Source organism: Actinomadura napierensis (assembly GCF_039529375.1).
GTDB lineage: Bacteria > Actinomycetota > Actinomycetes > Streptosporangiales > Streptosporangiaceae > Spirillospora > Spirillospora napierensis.
In genome coordinates, this window is record NZ_BAAAMR010000045.1 from 1 (window position 1) to 17089 (window position 17089).

General features: G+C 73.5%; 13 protein-coding genes and 1 pseudogene. 9 read left to right on the top strand and 5 right to left on the bottom strand.

The window, feature by feature from the left end:
- Positions 1 to 1163: HNH endonuclease signature motif containing protein (locus ABD296_RS24230; protein ID WP_344271231.1), on the bottom strand; the 1163-nt coding region annotated here is incomplete at its 3' end.
- Between the two features lie 558 nt (positions 1164 to 1721).
- Here ABD296_RS24230 and ABD296_RS24235 point away from each other — a divergent pair.
- Positions 1722 to 2693, top strand: coding sequence for an ATP-binding cassette domain-containing protein (locus tag ABD296_RS24235; protein ID WP_344271234.1), 972 nt, complete (start codon positions 1722 to 1724; stop codon positions 2691 to 2693).
- Positions 2690 to 3466: an ABC transporter permease gene (locus ABD296_RS24240; RefSeq protein WP_344271237.1), complete on the top strand. Its 777-nt coding sequence runs from the start codon at positions 2690 to 2692 to the stop codon at positions 3464 to 3466. Before ABD296_RS24235 ends, ABD296_RS24240 begins: the two co-directional genes overlap by 4 nt.
- Here the strand turns inward: ABD296_RS24240 and ABD296_RS24245 are convergent.
- From ABD296_RS24245 to ABD296_RS24260, 4 genes are all read right to left on the bottom strand, one after another.
- Positions 3444 to 6635, bottom strand: coding sequence for an ATP-binding protein (locus ABD296_RS24245; protein WP_344271239.1), 3192 nt, complete (start codon positions 6633 to 6635; stop codon positions 3444 to 3446). The two genes, ABD296_RS24240 and ABD296_RS24245, sit on opposite strands and share 23 nt — an antisense overlap.
- Before the next feature lie 61 nt (positions 6636 to 6696).
- Positions 6697 to 7572 (bottom strand): HAD family hydrolase, encoded by an 876-nt coding sequence (locus ABD296_RS24250; RefSeq protein WP_344271241.1) that lies wholly within the window; start codon positions 7570 to 7572, stop codon positions 6697 to 6699.
- 10 nt (positions 7573 to 7582) lie between these two features.
- Entirely contained in the window at positions 7583 to 7867 is a 285-nt protein-coding gene (locus ABD296_RS24255) for a hypothetical protein (RefSeq protein ID WP_344271245.1), read from the bottom strand.
- Between the two features lie 77 nt (positions 7868 to 7944).
- Complete coding sequence (locus ABD296_RS24260; protein ID WP_344271248.1) at positions 7945 to 8571, bottom strand: sigma-70 family RNA polymerase sigma factor; 627 nt, start codon at positions 8569 to 8571, stop codon at positions 7945 to 7947.
- 190 nt (positions 8572 to 8761) lie between these two features.
- Between ABD296_RS24260 and ABD296_RS24265 the strand changes: the two genes are divergently transcribed.
- From ABD296_RS24265 to hemB, 7 genes and pseudogenes are all read left to right on the top strand, one after another.
- Positions 8762 to 10186 (top strand): putative quinol monooxygenase, encoded by a 1425-nt coding sequence (locus ABD296_RS24265; RefSeq protein ID WP_344271251.1) that lies wholly within the window; start codon positions 8762 to 8764, stop codon positions 10184 to 10186.
- 2 nt (positions 10187 to 10188) lie between these two features.
- Entirely contained in the window at positions 10189 to 10455 is a 267-nt protein-coding gene (locus ABD296_RS24270) for a glutaredoxin family protein (RefSeq protein ID WP_344271254.1), read from the top strand.
- A 359-nt stretch (positions 10456 to 10814) separates the two neighbouring features.
- The gene (locus ABD296_RS24275; RefSeq protein ID WP_344271257.1) at positions 10815 to 11558 is read left to right on the top strand and encodes a redox-sensing transcriptional repressor Rex; all 744 of its coding nucleotides are present in this window, start codon (positions 10815 to 10817) and stop codon (positions 11556 to 11558) included.
- A pseudogene (locus tag ABD296_RS24280) lies at positions 11555 to 12874 on the top strand (glutamyl-tRNA reductase); the annotation flags it as partial. The gene ABD296_RS24275 and the pseudogene ABD296_RS24280, both read left to right, overlap by 4 nt.
- Before the next feature lie 460 nt (positions 12875 to 13334).
- On the top strand, positions 13335 to 14204 hold the full coding sequence (gene hemC / locus ABD296_RS24285; RefSeq protein ID WP_407061509.1) for a hydroxymethylbilane synthase: 870 nt from the start codon (positions 13335 to 13337) through the stop codon (positions 14202 to 14204).
- Entirely contained in the window at positions 14201 to 15841 is a 1641-nt protein-coding gene (locus ABD296_RS24290; RefSeq protein WP_407061507.1) for a bifunctional uroporphyrinogen-III C-methyltransferase/uroporphyrinogen-III synthase, read from the top strand. The genes hemC and ABD296_RS24290 overlap by 4 nt, the downstream gene beginning before the upstream one ends.
- Before the next feature lie 48 nt (positions 15842 to 15889).
- On the top strand, positions 15890 to 16873 hold the full coding sequence (gene hemB / locus ABD296_RS24295; RefSeq protein ID WP_344271265.1) for a porphobilinogen synthase: 984 nt from the start codon (positions 15890 to 15892) through the stop codon (positions 16871 to 16873).
- The last annotated feature ends 216 nt before the right edge of the window (positions 16874 to 17089 follow it).

Consider the following 17089-nt stretch of genomic DNA (forward strand, 5'->3'; position numbering starts at 1 on the left):
CCGTCGGGGTCTTTGGTGATCCCGATCTGATCTGGGCTGGTGTGTTTGAAGCGGTTGTGCCATCCGCAGGTGAGGGCAAGTTGGTCGATGTCGGTGGGTGAGTGGCCGAGTGCCCAGCCGTTGACGTGGTCGACCTCGCACAGCGTCCCGGGGATCTCGCATTCCCGCACCGCGCAGGTCGGGTACAGCGTCTCTAGCACCTGCCGTTGGGCGGCGCTGGCAAACCGCTCCCGATAGCCCAGGTAGAGCGGGGTGTGGCCGCGTCCGAGCAGGAGGGGTGAGACTCCGGCCGACAGGGCGATGCGGCGGGCTTGGGCGGCGGGGATCGGGGTGCCGTCGGTGAGGCGGGCGGGGGCATTGCCGCCCGTCAAGGTCTCCAGGTCGCAGATGACCGTGACCTTGGTGGCCTTGTGCCCGCCCGACAGCACACTGGACAGTGCCGCCGCCGTCCGCTCGCCGACGTCGCGGTGGTCATCGGGCCCGGCCGGCTTGGCCAGCGGAGCAAGCGTCCCGTCCCAGATGGCGGCGTCTTCGGCGTTCAGCCATCCCTTGATGTAGCGGCCGCCGTCCAGCGAACCGGTGCTGGTGATCCACGACTTGGCGTACCCGCGCTTGGCATCCTCACCGGGGGTGGTCTCGGTGCCGTCGCGTTCGGCGATCACATCACAGATGCGGCGGCCGAACACCCCCACCTTCGCGGCCGAGAAGCCTTGGTCGACGAAACCCAGCAGGGTGGTCTCGGCTTGGGTGCAGTCGGTGTCCTCCAGCCGCGCCACACTCTGCGCGACCGTGGCCGCATACCCGTACGACAGTTTCCCGGCGGCGAGGCGTTCGGCGACCTGCGGGAGGCGGTGCCGCTGGCGGGCGAGGATGAGGCGTTCGGTGGTGCGGTTCTCCCGCATGCCGAGCCGGGATCGTAGCCATGCCCGGGTGGAGGGGAACCCCCAGCGTTTCTGCTCGCCGGTGGCGTCGACTCGGCGGATGAAACCGGCCAGTGCGCTTTCCTGCATATCGGCTGCAGCGGCCAGGGTCTCGGTGAGTTCCAGGCACGCGGCCGCAGATTCCGGAGCTTCTCGCTGGGCGAGTTCAGTGGCGATCGCTGAGACCGCGTCCACCAATTGTGTGGTGGACGCGGTCTCAAGGTCGACCGTCACTGATTGCATAGGTAAAGCATACCCTGCGTGGCCGACAATCGCGACTTGAAAGGGTTCGTGTTCTGTTGCTCTGAGGATAGGTGTTGTCCCATTTGGTTAATTGTTGAGCACGCGGGCGTGGGCGGGCGGTGGGGGCGGCGCGACCAGGCGGGGCAGGCGGAGCCTGCCCCTTAAGCGCTGCCTCAGGGGCCGCAGAGGCTCCAAAGTCAAGGGTGGACGAAGTCCATCGCGAAGCGACGCCGAAGGCGCCCTTGACTTTGGAGGGGCGGCCCCGTACGCAGCGCCGCCCCCACCGCCCCTTTAACCCATGCCTCCAAAGCCCCATCCCTGAATTATCAATGCCCAAATAGCAGAATCTCGCCCTCACGGGCCTTGGTGGAGATCGCCGCCTGCACGGAGATCCAGGTGGCGCGTCTCGTCGACTGGGCCGTGAGTCGACTGGGCCGTGATCGGCATGCTCGCCGAAGCACTAGCGGCGCCCTCGAATCGCCTCGAAACCGCGTCTGAAACCGTGCTTGAAACCGTGGTGAAAGCGTCCTGAAGGCGACCCAGCGCAGGGTGTCCGGCATGACGACGAAACCGGTGCAGACGGCCATCGAGGTGGTCGGGCTGCGGAAGGCGTTCGGGGAGAAGGTCGTGCTCGACGGGCTCGACTTCGAGGTGCCCAGGGGGACGGTGTTCTCGCTGCTGGGGCCGAACGGGGCGGGCAAGACCACGATGGTGCAGATCCTTTCGACGCTGATCGGCGCGGACGGCGGCGAGGCGCGGGTCGCGGGGCGGGACGTGGCGCGGGATCCGGACGGGGTGCGGCGCGCGATCGGGGTGACCGGCCAGTACTCGGCGGTGGACGGACTGCTGACCGGTCGCGAGAACCTGATCCTGATGGCCGACCTCTACCGGCTCGGCCGCGTGGAGGGGCGGCGGCGGGCGGACGCGCTGCTGGAGCGGTTCGACCTGGTGGAGGCGGCGGGGAAGCTCGCGTCCACGTACTCGGGCGGGATGCGGCGCAAGCTCGACATCGCGATGACGCTGGTCGGCGAACCGCAGATCATCTTTCTGGACGAGCCGACGACGGGGCTGGATCCGCGCAGCCGCCGGGCGACGTGGGACCTGGTGCGGGGGCTGGTGGCCGGCGGCGTGACGATCTTCCTGACGACGCAGTACCTGGACGAGGCGGACCGGCTCGCCGACCGGATCGGCGTGCTGAACGGCGGCCGGCTGGTCGCGGACGGCACGTCCGAGCAGCTCAAGCGGATGGTCCCGGGCGGGCACGTGGTGCTGCGGCTGGCCGGTCCGGACGGCCTGGACGCGGCGGCGCGGGTGTTGCCGGTGTCGGCGCGCGACGACGAGGCGCTGACGCTGCAGGTGCCGAGCGACGGCGGCGTCCGGTCGTTGCGGGCGCTGCTCGGCCGCCTGGAGGACGAGGCAATCGAGGTGGAGGAGTTCTCCGTCCACACCCCTGATCTGGACGACGTGTTCCTCGCCCTCACCGGCGACACCGCCGACGACACAGACGAGCGGAAGGTGGCCTCGCGATGACCGCGATCTCCCAGGTGACGGCGGACTCGGCGACGATGCTGCGCCGCAATCTGCGGCACGCGCTGCGCTATCCGGCGCTGTCGGTGAGTTCGATCATCACGCCGATCCTGTTCCTGCTGCTGTTCGTCGGCGTGTTCGGCAAGGCGCTCGGCAAGGGCGTCGGCGGGGGCGACTACATCGACTACGTGACGCCCGGGATCATCCTGATGGCGGTGGCGTCGGGCTGCATGTCGCCCTCCGTGGCGGTGGCGGTGGACATGACGGAGGGCGTCATCACCCGGTTCCGCACGATGCCGATCGCACGGTCGTCGCTGCTCACCGGGCATGTCGTCGGCAGCATGATGCAGACGTTGGTCAGTCTGGTGCTGTCGGTGCTGGCGGCGGTCGCGATGGGGTACCGGCCGGACGCCGGGCTCGGCGGCTGGCTCGGCGCGGCGGGGCTGATGGTGCTGCTGACGTTCGCGCTGACGTGGTTCGCGGTGGCGCTGGGGCTGCTGGCGAAGGGTCCGGAGGGGGCGAGCAACTCGCCGCTGCTCATCCAGTTCCTGCCGTTCCTCGGCAGCGCGATCGTCCCGCCGGACTCGATGCCGGCCGGGGTGCGGTGGTTCGCCGAATACCAGCCGTTCACCCCGATGATCGAGGCGCTGCGGAAGATGCTGATGGGCCAGCCCGCGGGGCACGACGCGGCGGTCTCGGTCGCGTGGTGCGTGGGCGTCACGGTGGTCGGCTACCTGTGGGCGAAGTGGCTGTTCAACCGCGATCCGTCGCGGTGACCCAGGCGTTCAGCGCCTCGCGGGCGGCGGCCCGCAGCCCGTCCCGGTCGAGGCCGGCGTACTCCGACACCGCGTCGGCGTACGCCGGCCCGTCGGCGTCCTGGGCGGCGCGGCGGACGGCGCCCGGTGCCATCGTCGGCTGGAACGTCCGGACGAAGTTGAGCCGCTCGGCCAGCGCGATCATGCGGGCGGCGCGCGCCGGGTCGCCGCCGCGGGCGAGGTCCACCATCGCGAGGGCCAGCAGGATGCCGCCCTGCACGGGCAGGTCCATGAAGAACGCCGGGACGGGCAGCGGCGGATCGGCCAGCAGCGCCGACAGCTTGGCGGGGAGCGCGGCGGCGACGTCCTCGACGAGGTCGAGCCGGCCGTGCCGGGCGTGCGCGACGACCGCGGCGATGTGCGACTCCAGCGTCCAGGGGTCGAAGGCCGGCTCGATGGACGACGGGTCCCCGTCGCGCTTCAGCCGGTCGACGGCCTCCCGCCACAGCCGCAGCCCGGTGCCGATGTCGCCGCGGCCGAGCGCCACCTCCGCGCGGCCGCCGAGGTCGAAGGTGGCGGTGCCGTAGGACTCCTCGGGCCCGGAGACGAGGGACCGGTCGGCCCAGCGTTCCGCCTCGTCGTACTCGCCGAGGTGGAGGTTGACGCCCGCGATCGCCCAGTGCAGCCCGAACATGTCCCGCCACCGGTACCGCTCCATCAGCCGCAAGGCGGCCATCAGGTGCGTCCGCGCGCGTTCGTTCTCGTCGACCTGCATGAGCAGTTCGCTGAGCCGGGAGTGGGCGGCGAGCCCGACCCAGGGCGTGACCGTCGCCTCGGCCGCCTTCAGGATGGCCTCGGTGGCGGCGATCGCCCCGTGCAGGTCGCCGGCCCGTTCCAGCACATATCCGGCGACGACGTCGGCGATGCCGGCGAGGAGCGGTTCGTCGCTCGCGCGCAGCTCGTCCAGGGCGGAGGAGCCTTCGGCGAGGATCTCCGGCGCGGCCCGGATGACGATCGCCATGGCGCCGACCAGCGTGGACGGCGAGGGCGGCGGGAGGCGGCGCAGCACGACCAGCGCCCGCGTCACCTGCGGGCCCTTCAGCATCAACTCGATCATGGCGCACAGCGCGAGGGCCGCCCGTGCGGTGTCGACCTCCTCCGGCGCCGGCCGGAACATGGTCAGCGCGCCCGCGGCCTCCCCGGCGAGGGCGGCCAGCCGGGTGAAGCTGGACTCGATCGTCCAGAGGGCTCCGAGGACGGCGGTCACCGCCGCGACCGAGGGTCCGGCGCGGCGGGCGAGCGCGTGCCGCAGCGCCTGCTGGAGGTTGTCCTGCTCGGCCCGGACGAGCTCGATCCTCTCGAGCGGTTCGGCCTCGAACAGCCGCTCGTGGTGCTCCGTGCCGAACTCCCGCGCCCAGGCGAGCAGGCCGGTGACGGCGCGTTCGCCGTCGCCGGCCTCGTCACGGTGCGCGGCGCTGAACTCGCGGACGCTCTCCAGCATCCGGAAGCGGGTGCCGGCGCCGGTGTCGGTCACGACGAGCAGCGACTGGTCGGCGAGGTCTTCCAGGATCTCCAGCACGTCGTCGCCGACGAGGTGGCGGGCGGCGCCGGCGGTGAACCCGCCGGGGAACACCGACAGCGCCCGCATGGCGGCCCGCGACCGCGGGGCCAGCAGGTTCCAGCTCCAGTCGACGACCGCGTGCATCGTGCGGTGCCGGGCGGGGGCGTCGCGGGCGCCGCCGCGCAGCAGCGCGAACCGGTCGTCCAGCCGGCGGGCGATCTCCGCCACCGACATGATCCGCACGCGCGCCGCCGCCAGTTCCACCGCGAGCGGCAGGCCGTCCAGGTGGCGGCACAGCTCCCGGATCCGCTCGGCGGGCAGGTCGGCGTTCGGGCGGGCGGCGCGGGCGCGCTGCTCGAACAGCTCGGCGGCGGTCGCCTCGTCCAGCTCGGGCAGCGGGTAGACCGACTCCGACGACAGCCCGAGCGGCGCCCGGCCGGTGGTCAGGACGCGCAGGTCGCGGCTCATCGAGACCAGCGCGCCGACCAGCGCGGCGGCGCGGGACACGACGTGCTCGCAGTTGTCCAGGACGAGCAGCGCCGGGCCGGGGCCGAGCGCGTCGGCGATCCCGGCGACGAGGTCGCCGGAGCCGACCGGCCGGGCGTGCGCACCCCGCGTCCCGGCGGCCCCGAGGACGGACGCGACCTCGCCCGCGACGTCGCCGTCCGGCGCGACGCCGGCGAGCGGGACGACGTGCACGATCCGCTGCTCGGCGTCCCGCGCGACGGCGTGCGCGAGCCGGGTCTTGCCGAGGCCGCCTGTCCCGACGATCGAGGTGACGCGCGAGCTGAGCAGCAGGCCGAGGACGTTCGCGACATCGGCGGCGCGGCCGAGCAGCGGGTTGGGCTCGTGCGCGACACCGCGCCGGACGGCGGGCGCGCCGTCCAGAGCCGTTTCGAGCAGCAGGTCCTGGTGGACGGCGCGCAGCGCGGGGCCGGGGTCGGTGCCGAGCTCGTCGCGCAGCGCGCGGCGATAGGACTCGAAGCGGGCCAGCGCGGCCGACGGCCCGGCGGTCGCTGCCTCGCAGCGCAGCAGCTCGGCGAGGATCTCCTCGTCGTGCGGATGCTCGGCGGCGAGGCCGGTGAGCGGGCCGATCGCCTCCGCGCGGCGGCCGATCCGAGACAGCGCCAGCGCGCGGCTCCGGGCGAGCTCCCCGTAGGTCCGGGCCCGGTCGGCGCGCAACAGCGAGAGCGGCGACAGGGGATCGTCGCCGGACGCGTCCGGGGGTCCGTCGAACAGCGCGAGGCCGTCCTCGGCGTGCGCGAGCGCGGCGGCGTGGTCGCCTTCGCGGGCGCGGCGGGCGCTCTCGGACGCGCTCGCCAGCACGGCGGACGCGTCGACCGCCGACTCGTCCAGTCCCAGCCGGTATCCGGACGGGGTGCTGGCGATGACGTCCGGGCCGAGCTGCGAGCGGGCCCGCGAGACCAGGACCTGCAGCGCCTTGCCCGGATTCTCCGGCCGCTCGTCCGGCCAGAGGCCCTCGACCAGCCGGTTCACGCCGAGGCCCGTGCGCGGTTCGGCCGCCAGCAGCGCGAGCAGGGCGCGCAGCCGGGGGCCGGTGACGTCCCGTCCGCGGCAGGCGACCCGCGACAGCAACGCCAGTTCGACCTTCACCCGGGCGGTCCTCACACGGACAGAGTAGAACGTGCCGCCACAACTCGCGATAGGTCGCGAGTTGTGGGCATTCGCTTCAGCTCGTCCGGTAGTGGCGGCGCAGCGCGATGCCGGCGGCGACGCCGCCGGCCAGGGCGCCCGCGCCCGCGGCGGCCGGCAGCGCGACCATGGTCACCTTCCGGCCGGTGCGGAAGTCGTGGATCGGCCAGCCGTGCTCCCGGGCGTGCTCGCGCAGCGCGGCGTCGGGGTTGACGGCGTGCGGATGGCCCACCACCGTCAGCATCGGCAGGTCGTTGACCGAGTCGCTGTAGGCCGAGCAGCGGGCCAGGTCCAGGCCCTCGCGCGCCGCCAGCGCGCGGACGGCCTCCGCCTTCGCCGGCCCGTGCAGCAGGTTCCCGACGAGCCGTCCGGTGTAGACGCCGTCGCGGGTCTCGGCGACGGTGCCGAGCGCGCCGGTCAGCCCCAGCCGGTGCGCGATCGTCCGGGCGACCTCGACGGGCGTGGCCGTGACCAGCCACACCTGCTGGCCCGCGTCCAGGTGCTGGAGGGCGAGGGTGCGGGTGCCGTGCCAGATCCGGTCGGCCATCACCTCGTCGTAGATCTCCTCCGACAGCCGGACGATCCCGGCGACCTTCTGCCCGGCGACGAACGCCAGCGCGGCCTCCTTCGCGCTGCCGATGTGCTCGGAGTTCTCGGTCCCGCGCAGCCGGAAGGCGGCCTGGCCCCAGGCGAACATCGCCAGGTCGCGCATGGTGAACAGCTTGCGGGCGGCCAGGCCGCGCGCGAAGTAGTAGATGGACGCGCCGCGCATCATCGTGTTGTCGACGTCGAAGAACGCCGCCGCGGCGGGGTCCGGGTCGGGGAGCGGGTTCGGCTGCGTCGCCGCCGCCGCGGCCGCCTCCCCGGCGCTCACGTGGTCCTCGGGCTTGCCGCGCTGCCAGAATCGCCGCATACGCCCGAGCCTAATCACTCTGCGCGTTCCGGCCGTCGTCGCGCGCCTCATTGCGATCGGTGTCACTGAGCCGGTCGCGCGCGCGGTCGGCCGCATGGACGCCGGTCCCGGCGGTGGTGCCGGTACTGGCGCCGGTGCTTCCGGCGGCGGTCACCAGGCGCTCGCGCAGCATCGCGCGGAAGCGCGGGTCGGGGCCCGGCTCGGCGGCCCCCGCCTCCGGCGGGCGCAGGCCCGCCAGGCGCAGTCCGTCCAGCCGCTGCCCCGCCTCGACGATCTTGTCGTGCCTGTTCCTCACGTCCGCAAGAACGACCGGGCGGCCCGGCGGGTTACGGCCGGGCGGTGACAAGGCGTCCAATAAAGCGCCGGGACGGGCTAGTGGCGCAGGTCGTCCGGGAGCATCCGGGCGAGCGAGCGGACGGCGCGGTACTGCAGCGCCTTGATCGCGCCCGACTTCTTGTCCATGATCAGCGCGGTCTCGGCGACCGACAGCCCGTGCATGAACCGCAGCACCACGCACTCCTGCTGCTCCGAGCCGAGCCGGCGGACGGCGGCCAGCAGCGTCCGGTGCGTCATCGCCTCCAGGACGGCCCGCTCGGGCCCCTCCTGCGGGCGCTCCGGCTCGACCGGTTCGGCCGTGCACACCTCCAGCCGGTAGCGGCCGGACTTGTAGTGGTCGGCGACGAGGTTGCGGGCGATGGTGACCAGCCAGGCGCCGAAGTCCTTGCCCTGCCAGCGGAAGTCGCGGATGCGCCGGAGCGCGCGCAGGAACGTCTCGCTGGTGATGTCCTCGGTGAGGGAGTGGGCGCCGACGCGGTAGTAGACGTAGCGGTAGACGAGCTCGACGTAGTGGTCGTAGAGGGAGCCGAACGCCTCGGCGTCGCCCTCGCGGGCCCGCATGACCAGCGCCTTGAGCACCTCGGCGCGGTCGGTGCCGGAGGCGGACTCCCGGGAACGCCGAGGAAACGGGACGACCCGGGTTTCGAGGGCCAAGCTGCTCATGCAGTTCTCCTCGGGGCGTACGCGACCTCCGACGCGATTTGCCACTCTAGATACCGATGCGTACGCCAGGCAATGGGTCCGGCGCGCCCGGACCGGTGATGCGGAACCCGCCCGCGGGACCGCCGGACGGGCGTCCGGCGCGGCGGGCGGTTACCTCTCATCGCCCGCCATCGGGCACCATGGGGACGCCATGGTCGATGCCCTCATCGCGTTCGTTGCGACCCTTGGTGCCCTCGCGGCCACCGGGTTGCTCGTTCAGCGCGCCTACAAGGACCGGCTGCTCTACCTGATCGCCTGGTCGTTCACCCAGGTCGGCCTGACCCTCGCGCTGCTGTGCATGGCCATCGGCTTCATGGCCGGCTACAACGGCCTGTTCTTCCGCGTGATGGAGCTCGGCGCCGCGCTCGTCGGGCCGGTCTGGCTGGCCCTCGGCATGATCGAGCTGATCGCCCGGTACGTGCAGGTCCGGTTCGCCGCCTGGCTGTTCACGATCTCCTACACGGTCGTCGCGATCGTCATCCTGCTGGTCGACCCGCTCAAGGGTTCGCTGTCCAAGAGCCTGCCGAAGCCGAGCGCCACCTACGACGCGCTGCCGCTGCTGCTGATCGACGGTGCGCACCTGGTCGCGGTGATCGCGCTGGTCGGCTGCACCGGCGTCACCGCCTACCTGGCGAGCAAGCGCGACCGCGAGGCCGGCGAGCTGCTGATCCCGATCGCCCTCGTCGCGCTGGCCGGGGTGCTGGTGGTCAGCGGCACCCGCGGCTTCCTGCCGGCCCCGCTCGCGGTGATCGCGCTCGGCGCCGCCGCCGGCCTGGTCTGGTACGGCGCGATGCGCACCATCCCGGTGTACGAGGAGGACGAGGGCTACGACGAGTACGGCGAGGAGTACGCCGACGAGCCCGCCACCGGCTACGAGGAGCAGGCGTACCCCGAGCAGGTGCACGCCGCGCGGTCCGAGCCCGTCCCGGCGCCGACGCCGCCCGCCGACCCCCGGCGCGGCGAGCTGCGCTTCCCCGAGCCGGCGGCGGCCGAGGAGCTGCGCTTCCCCGACCCGCCGGCGGAGCCCGCGGCCCCCGGGGCCTTCGCCCCGGCGTCCTTCGACGCGTCCGGGTTCGGCCCCGACCCGGCCGGCCCGACCAGCGTGGACGGCCCGCCCGCCGTCCCCGAGCCCGCGCTTCCCGGCGGTGCCCTCGCGGGGCCGCTCGGCGCGCTCGGCCCGTCCGGCGGTCTCCCCGGCGGCCTCCCTGGCGGCCTTCCCGGCGGAGTCTCCGGCGGCGGGCTGCCCGACGCGTGCGGCCAGATCACCGTCTACACGCTGCTGGACGGCCGGGAGGACGCCTTCGACCGGCTCGCCGCCGACCTGGTCAGGGCCGCCCGGTCCGCCGAGCCGGACACGCTGATCTTCACCTGCCACGAGGTCGTGAACGGCCCCACCCAGCGGATCTTCTACCAGCTGTTCCGGGACGAGGCGGCGTTCGCCGCGCACCGCCGGCAGCCGCACCTGCAGCGGTTCATGGCCGAGTCCCGCACGCACGTGCTGGCCACCAACGTGATCGAGCTGCGGCTCGGCGCGGCCAAGGTCCCGCTGCCCGCACCGGACCACCAGGGGAGGTGAGCGTGCCGTCCGACGCGGAGGTCCGCATCACGCTGCTCGGCAAGCCCGGCTGCCACCTGTGCGACGACGCCCGCGCCGTCATCGAGCGCGTCGCGGCGGAGCTGGACGTGCCGTGGGACGAGCGGGACATCACCCGGTCCGAGGAGGACACGCGGGAGTACTGGGAGCAGATCCCGGTGACGCTGATCAACGGCGTCCAGCACGACTTCTGGCGGGTCGACGAGAACCGGCTCCGCGCCGCGATCGCCGAGGCGCGCCGGGCGTCCTGACCGCGCGTCCGACCGGGGTCCAGAATCCGGTTCGGATCAGGGCCCGTCCGGAAATGATGTTGGGGCCGGGCTGGAACGCGGCCTCGGAAATGTCTCGTAGGTCACACCGCACGGCGGCGCGCCGGGCGGTCCGCCCGCCGGTACGGTCACGAAACGCGCTGCTGGACGGGCTTTGTGCGGCGGTCCGCGGACCGGGCGTCCGGCCCGCCGGCCGGGGGGCACTTTGTGCGCGTATTCACAAAGGCTTAACCTGATGGATAGCCCTGGGGCGGTCCGGCCGCGGCCGTGCGGTCCGGCCACGAGCCGGGGTGAGGGGTTCTCGGGCCCCGCCCCCAGCGTCGAGCCCCGAAGAGCAGGCCGTGACATCCCGACAGAACCGCAACCACCGCGACCGCGCGGACCGCGGCATTCCCGAAGCCACCGTCGCGCGCCTCCCGGTATACCTGCGAGCCCTCACCGGCCTGCAGGAACGGGGTGTGGCGACCGTCTCGTCCGAGGAGCTGGCCGCGGCGGCCGGGGTGAACTCCGCCAAGCTCCGCAAAGACCTGTCCCACTTGGGCTCCTACGGCACCCGGGGCGTCGGCTACGAGGTCGAGTACCTCGTCTACCAGATCTCGCGTGAGCTTGGCCTCACCCAGGATTGGGTGGTCGCCATCATCGGTGTCGGTAACCTGGGCCGTGCATTGGCCGGTTATGGCGGATTCGCGTCCCGCGGATTCCGGGTGGCCGGCCTGCTCGACGCCGACGAGGCGATCGTCGGCCAGGAGATCTCCGGCATGACCGTGGAGCACACCGACCGGCTCGAGGACGTGATCGCCGATCACGGCGTCTCGATCGCCGTGATCGCGACCCCGGCGGCCGCCGCCCAGGGGGTGTGCGACCGCGTCGTGGCCGCAGGCGTGACGAGCGTGCTGAACTTCGCGCCCGTCGTGCTGTCGGTGCCCGAAGGGGTGGACGTGCGGAAGGTCGACCTGTCCATCGAGCTGCAGATCCTCGCGTTCCACGAACAGCGCAAGGCCGGGGGGCCCGGCGACTACGCCCCCCTGGCGAGCGGCGACGCCCCTCCCGGCGCCACGCAGTACGTAGAGGCGGTTGAAGCATGAGTGTGTTGGTGGTGGGGCTCAGTCACCGGAGCGCGCCCGTACCCGTGCTGGAGCGGACGGCGGTCACCGGGGACGACCTGGCCAAGCTGCTGCACGCGGTGCACGAGTCCGCGAACGTCGCCGAGACGGCGATCGTGTCGACGTGCAACCGGGTCGAGATCTACGCCGTCGTCGACAAGTTCCACGGCGGCGTCTCGGCGATCTCCGAGCTGCTGGCGCTGCACTCCGGCGTCCCGCTGGACGAGCTGTCGCGGCACCTGTACGTGCACTACGAGGAGCGGGCCGTCCAGCACGTGTTCGCGGTGGCGTGCGGGCTGGAGTCGATGGTGGTCGGCGAGGGCCAGATCCTCGGCCAGCTCCGCCAGGCGTTCCGGCTCGCCCAGGACGAGGGGACGCTCGGCCGCGACCTGCACGACGTGCTGCAGCAGGCGCTGCGGGTCGGCAAGCGCGCGCACGCCGAGACCGGCATCGACCAGGCGGGCGCGTCGCTGGTCAGCGTGGGCCTGGAGGTCGCCGCGCGGCACCTCGGCCCGCTGGACGGGGTCCGGGCGCTGGTCGTCGGCGCCGGGTCGATGAGCTCGCTGGCGGCGGCGACGCTCAGCCGGGCCGGGGCCCGCGAGGTCGTGGTCGCCAACCGCACGCACGCCAACGCCGTCCGGCTGGCCGAGTCGCTGGACGTGCCCGCCCGGGCGGTCGAGCTGACCGCGCTGGACGCGGCGCTCGCCGAGGCCGACCTGGTGGTGTCGTGCACGGGCGCGGCGGGCCTGGTGCTGACGGCGGCGCAGGTGGTCGCGCAGGGCGTCGGATCCGACGGCCGCGACCGGTTCTTCCTGGACCTCGCGCTCCCGCACGACGTCGACCCGGCCGTCGGCGCGCTGCCCGGCGTGCGGCTCGCCGGGCTGGACGAGCTGCGCACCGCGCAGGAGGCGGCCCGGGCGATCGGCCCGGAGGCCGTCGAGGCGGTCCGGCGGATCGTCCGCGACGAGGTCGAGGCGTTCCTCAGCGCCGCGCGCGCCGCGGCGGTCGCGCCGACCGTGGTGGCGCTGCGCACCAAGGCCGCCGCGGTCGTGGAGTCCGAGCTGACGCGGCTCGCAGGCCGGCTGCCCGAGCTGGACGAGCGGGCCGTCCGGGAGATCCAGCAGACCGTCCGGCGGGTCGCCGACAAGCTGCTGCACGCACCGACCGTCCGGGTGAAGGAGCTGGCGGCGGCGCCGGGCGGCGACTCCTACGCCGACGCGCTGCGCCGGCTGTTCGACCTGGACCCGAAGGCGCCGGTGGCGGTCGCGCGCGCCGACATGAGCGCGGACGCGGACGACGCGGAGCCGCCGGCCGGGAGCGCCTCGGCCCCCTGGAGCGGTTCCGCACGTACGGTGGTGGAAGGGGCCCGTGGTGTGGACGGGCCCGCCGGCGGGGCGCGGGTGGCGGACGCGGCGAAAGCCGAAGAGGTCGCCCGGGTGACGCAGGTGGACTGCGCCGAGGCCGACTGCGTGAGCAGCGGCCCCGCGGACGCCGCGCCGGGCGTGAAGACGGGCACCGTGAAGACCGGCACCGCGAAGGCGGACGCCGTGAGCGCGGGGACCGTGAACGCGCAGGCGGCGAGCGTCCGGGCGGTCAGCGCCCGGGACGGCGCGCCGCGCGGCGAAGGAGAGCAGACGTGAACGCGGGTGACCGGGTGGCCGCCCGCCCCGCCGACGGTGGGAGCAGGGCAGTGAGTGGAGCAGCGCATTGAGTACCGCCGACAGGGGCCCGCTGCGGCTCGGCACCCGCAGGAGCCTGATGGCGATGACGCAGTCGCAGCAGGTCGCGGACGCATTGACGGAGCGCACGGGGCATGCCGTGGAGCTGGTCGGGGTAACGACCGAAGGTGATGTCTCCAAGGCGCTGCTCGCCCAGATCGGCGGGACGGGTGTCTTCGTCAACGCGCTGCGCGACAGGCTGCTGGCCGGTGAGGTGGACTTCGCCGTGCACTCGCTGAAGGACCTGCCGACCGGGTCCGCCGACGGGATCGCGCTCGCCGCGACCCCGCCGCGCGACGACCCGCGCGACGCGCTGTGCGGCCCCTGCAAGCTGGCCGACCTGCCGCGCGGCGCCCGCGTCGGCACCGGTTCGCCGCGCCGCGTCGCCCAGTTGCGCGCGATGCGCCCGGACCTGGACGTCGTGGCGATCCGCGGCAACGCCGACACCCGGCTGCGCAAGGTCGCCGACGGCGAGCTGGACGCGGTGGTGCTCGCGCACGCGGGCCTGCGCCGGATCGGCCGGCTGGACGCGGTCGCGGAGGTCTTCGACCCGGACCAGATGCTGCCGGCGCCCGGGCAGGGGTCGCTCGCGCTCGAATGCCGCGCCGACCGGGCGGACCTGCGCGCCCTGCTTGGAACGGTCGATGACCCGGTGACCAGGGCCTGCGTCACCGCGGAGCGGACGGTGCTGGCCGTCCTGGAGGGCGGTTGCTCCGCGCCCGTGGGAACATACGCTGCCGAAGTAGAACAAGAACTGCATCTGACCGCCGCCGTCGCCGCGATCGACGGTGGCCGGCAGATCAGGCTGTCCGCAAGCGGCCACCCGGACGACGCGGAACGGCTGGGGCGCGATCTCGCGCACCGGCTGCTCGCGCAGGGGGCCGACCAGTTGATGGGGGAGCGCGATTGAGCCCCGCTAGCCAGAGCCCCGCCCGCCCGGGGGCCGCCGGCCCGGGCGCCGCCGGATCGACCACGGCCGGCCGGCCGAGCCGGACCGCCGACCCGGGCACGGTCGCGATCGTCGGCATGGGCCCGGGCGACCCGGGCCTGCTGACGCTGCGCGCCGCGGCCGAGCTGGAGCGCGCCGACACCGTCGTGGTCAGCCGTGCGCACTGCCCCGCCGACGTCCTCGCGCACTGCCGCGCGGACGTGGAGATCCTCGACACCGCCGAGGGCGACCCGGTGAAGCTCGCGTCGCGCGCCGCCAAGGCGGGCCGCCGCGTCGTCCGGCTGTTCCCCGGCGACCCCGGCGTCGTCTGCGGGCTGGCCAAGGAGGGCGCCGCGCTGCACAAGGCCGGGGTGCCGTTCGAGGTCGTCCCCGGCGTGTCCGCCGTGACCGGTGTGCCGGGCTATGCGGGCATCCCGCTGACCGACCCCGAGCACCGCGAGTTCCGGTTCGTCGACGCCTCCGACGGCGGCGTGGACTGGGAGCGGTTCGCCGGCTCCGACGCCACGCTCGTCATCTTCGGCGCCGAGGGCGCTGTCGCCGAAGTCGCCAAGGGCCTGGTCGCGGCCGGCCGCGCCGACTCCACGCCCGCCGCGATGACCAGCCTCGGCACCACCACCGAGCAGGAGACCGTCGTCTCCACCCTGCAGAAGCTGGCCTCCGACACCAAGGGCATGGAGGCCCCCGCGATGATCATCGTGGGGGACGTGGTCTCCTGGCGCGACAAGCTGTCCTGGTTCGAGACCAAGGCGCTGTTCGGCTGGCGCGTGCTGGTGCCGCGCACCAAGGAGCAGGCCGCGTCGCTGTCGGACCAGCTCCGCGGGTACGGCGCCGTCCCCGACGAGGTCCCGACGATCTCCGTCGAGCCGCCGCGCACCCCGCAGCAGATGGACCGTGCCGTCAAGGGCCTGGTCACCGGCCGCTACGAGTGGGTGGTGTTCACCTCCACCAACGCGGTCAAGGCCGTCCGGGAGAAGTTCGTCGCCTACGGGCTGGACGCCCGCGCGTTCGCCGGTCTCAAGGTCGCCGCCGTCGGCGAGCAGACCGCCGCCGCGCTGGTGGAGTTCGGCATCCACCCCGACCTGACCCCGTCCGGGCAGCAGTCCAGCGAGGGCCTCGCCGAGGTGTGGCCGCCCTACGACGAGGACCTCGACCCGATCAACCGGGTGCTGCTGCCGCGCGCCGACATCGCCACCGACACCCTCATCGCCAAGCTCACCGAGCTCGGCTGGGAGTGCGAGGACGTCACCGCCTACCGGACCGTCCGGGCCGCGCCGCCGCCCGCCCCGATCCGCGAGGCGATCAAGGGCGGCGGGTTCGACGCGGTGCTGTTCACCTCCTCGTCCACGGTGAAGAACCTGATCGGCATCGCGGGCAAGCCGCACAACGTCACGGTGATCGCGGTGATCGGCCCGCAGACCGCCAAGACCGCCGAGGAGTACGGCCTGCGCGTCGACGTCATGGCGGACAAACCGTCGGTATCGGCGCTCGCCGAGGCGCTCGCGGAGTACGGTGCCAAGCGGCGGGCGGCGCAGGTCGAGGCCGGCGATCCGCTGCGCAAGCCCAGCCAGATGCGCCGGGGAGCCCGGCGCCGCAAGTAACGCCTGCTCACCGGTGCCCGGCGCGCCGGGCACCGGGAAAGAAGGATCATGTCTGCTCAGTTCCCCGTCGCGCGGCCGCGGCGGCTGCGGCGCACGCCCGCGCTGCGCCGGATGGTCGCCGAGACCCGGCTCGCCCCCGCCGATCTGGTGCTGCCGATGTTCGTCAAGGAGGGCATCACCGAGCCGCAGCCGGTCGCCTCCATGCCGGGCGTCGTGCAGCACACCCGCGACAGCCTGCGCAAGGCCGCGCACGAGGCCGCCGAGGCCGGCGTCGGCGGGCTCATCCTGTTCGGGATCCCCGCGGTGAAGGACGGCACCGGCTCGGCCGCCGACGACCCCGCCGGGATCGTCCAGCTGGCCCTGCGCGACCTGGCGTCCGACCTCGGCGACGCCACCGTGGTCATGACGGACCTGTGCCTGGACGAGTACACCGACCACGGGCACTGCGGCATCCTCACCGCCGGCGGCGAGATCGACAACGACGCGACGCTGGAGCGGTACGCGTCCATCGCCGTCGCGCAGGCCGCCGCCGGGTCCCAGGTGCTCGGCCCGTCCGGGATGATGGACGGCCAGGTCGGCGTGATCCGCGAGGCCCTCGACCAGGCCGGCTACAGCGACATCGCGATCATGGGGTACTCGGTGAAGTACTCCTCCGCCTACTACGGCCCGTTCCGCGACGCCGCCGAGTGCGCCCCCCAGTTCGGCGACCGCTCCACCCATCAGCAGGACCCGGCCAACGCCGACGAGTCGCTCCGCGAGGTCTTCCTCGACCTCGACGAGGGCGCCGACATGGTGATGGTGAAGCCCGCGGGCGCCTACCTCGACATCGTCCGCCGCGTCCGCGACGCCGTGGACGTCCCGGTCGTCGCCTACCAGGTCAGCGGCGAGTACGCGATGATCGAGGCCGCCGCCGAGAAGGGCTGGATCGACCGCGACCGCACGATCATGGAGTCGCTGCTGTCGATCCGCCGCGCCGGCGCCGACATCACCCTCACCTACTGGGCCACGGAGGTCGCCAAGAAGCTCCGCTGACCCCCGCCCCGGCCCCGCCGGCACCGGTCACGGGCAGGTACGCGGAGCGAGCCCTGGCGAGCGCAGCGGGCATGCCCGCCGACGGACGAGGTGTTCGCGCGGAGCGCCAGCGGAGCGGGAAACGCCTCGTCCGTCGTGACAGGGGTTCCAGGGGGTCGCCCCCCTGGGGCAACAGAGTGATCATGGGGACGTAGTCACTTGGGGCCGTTTTGGCGG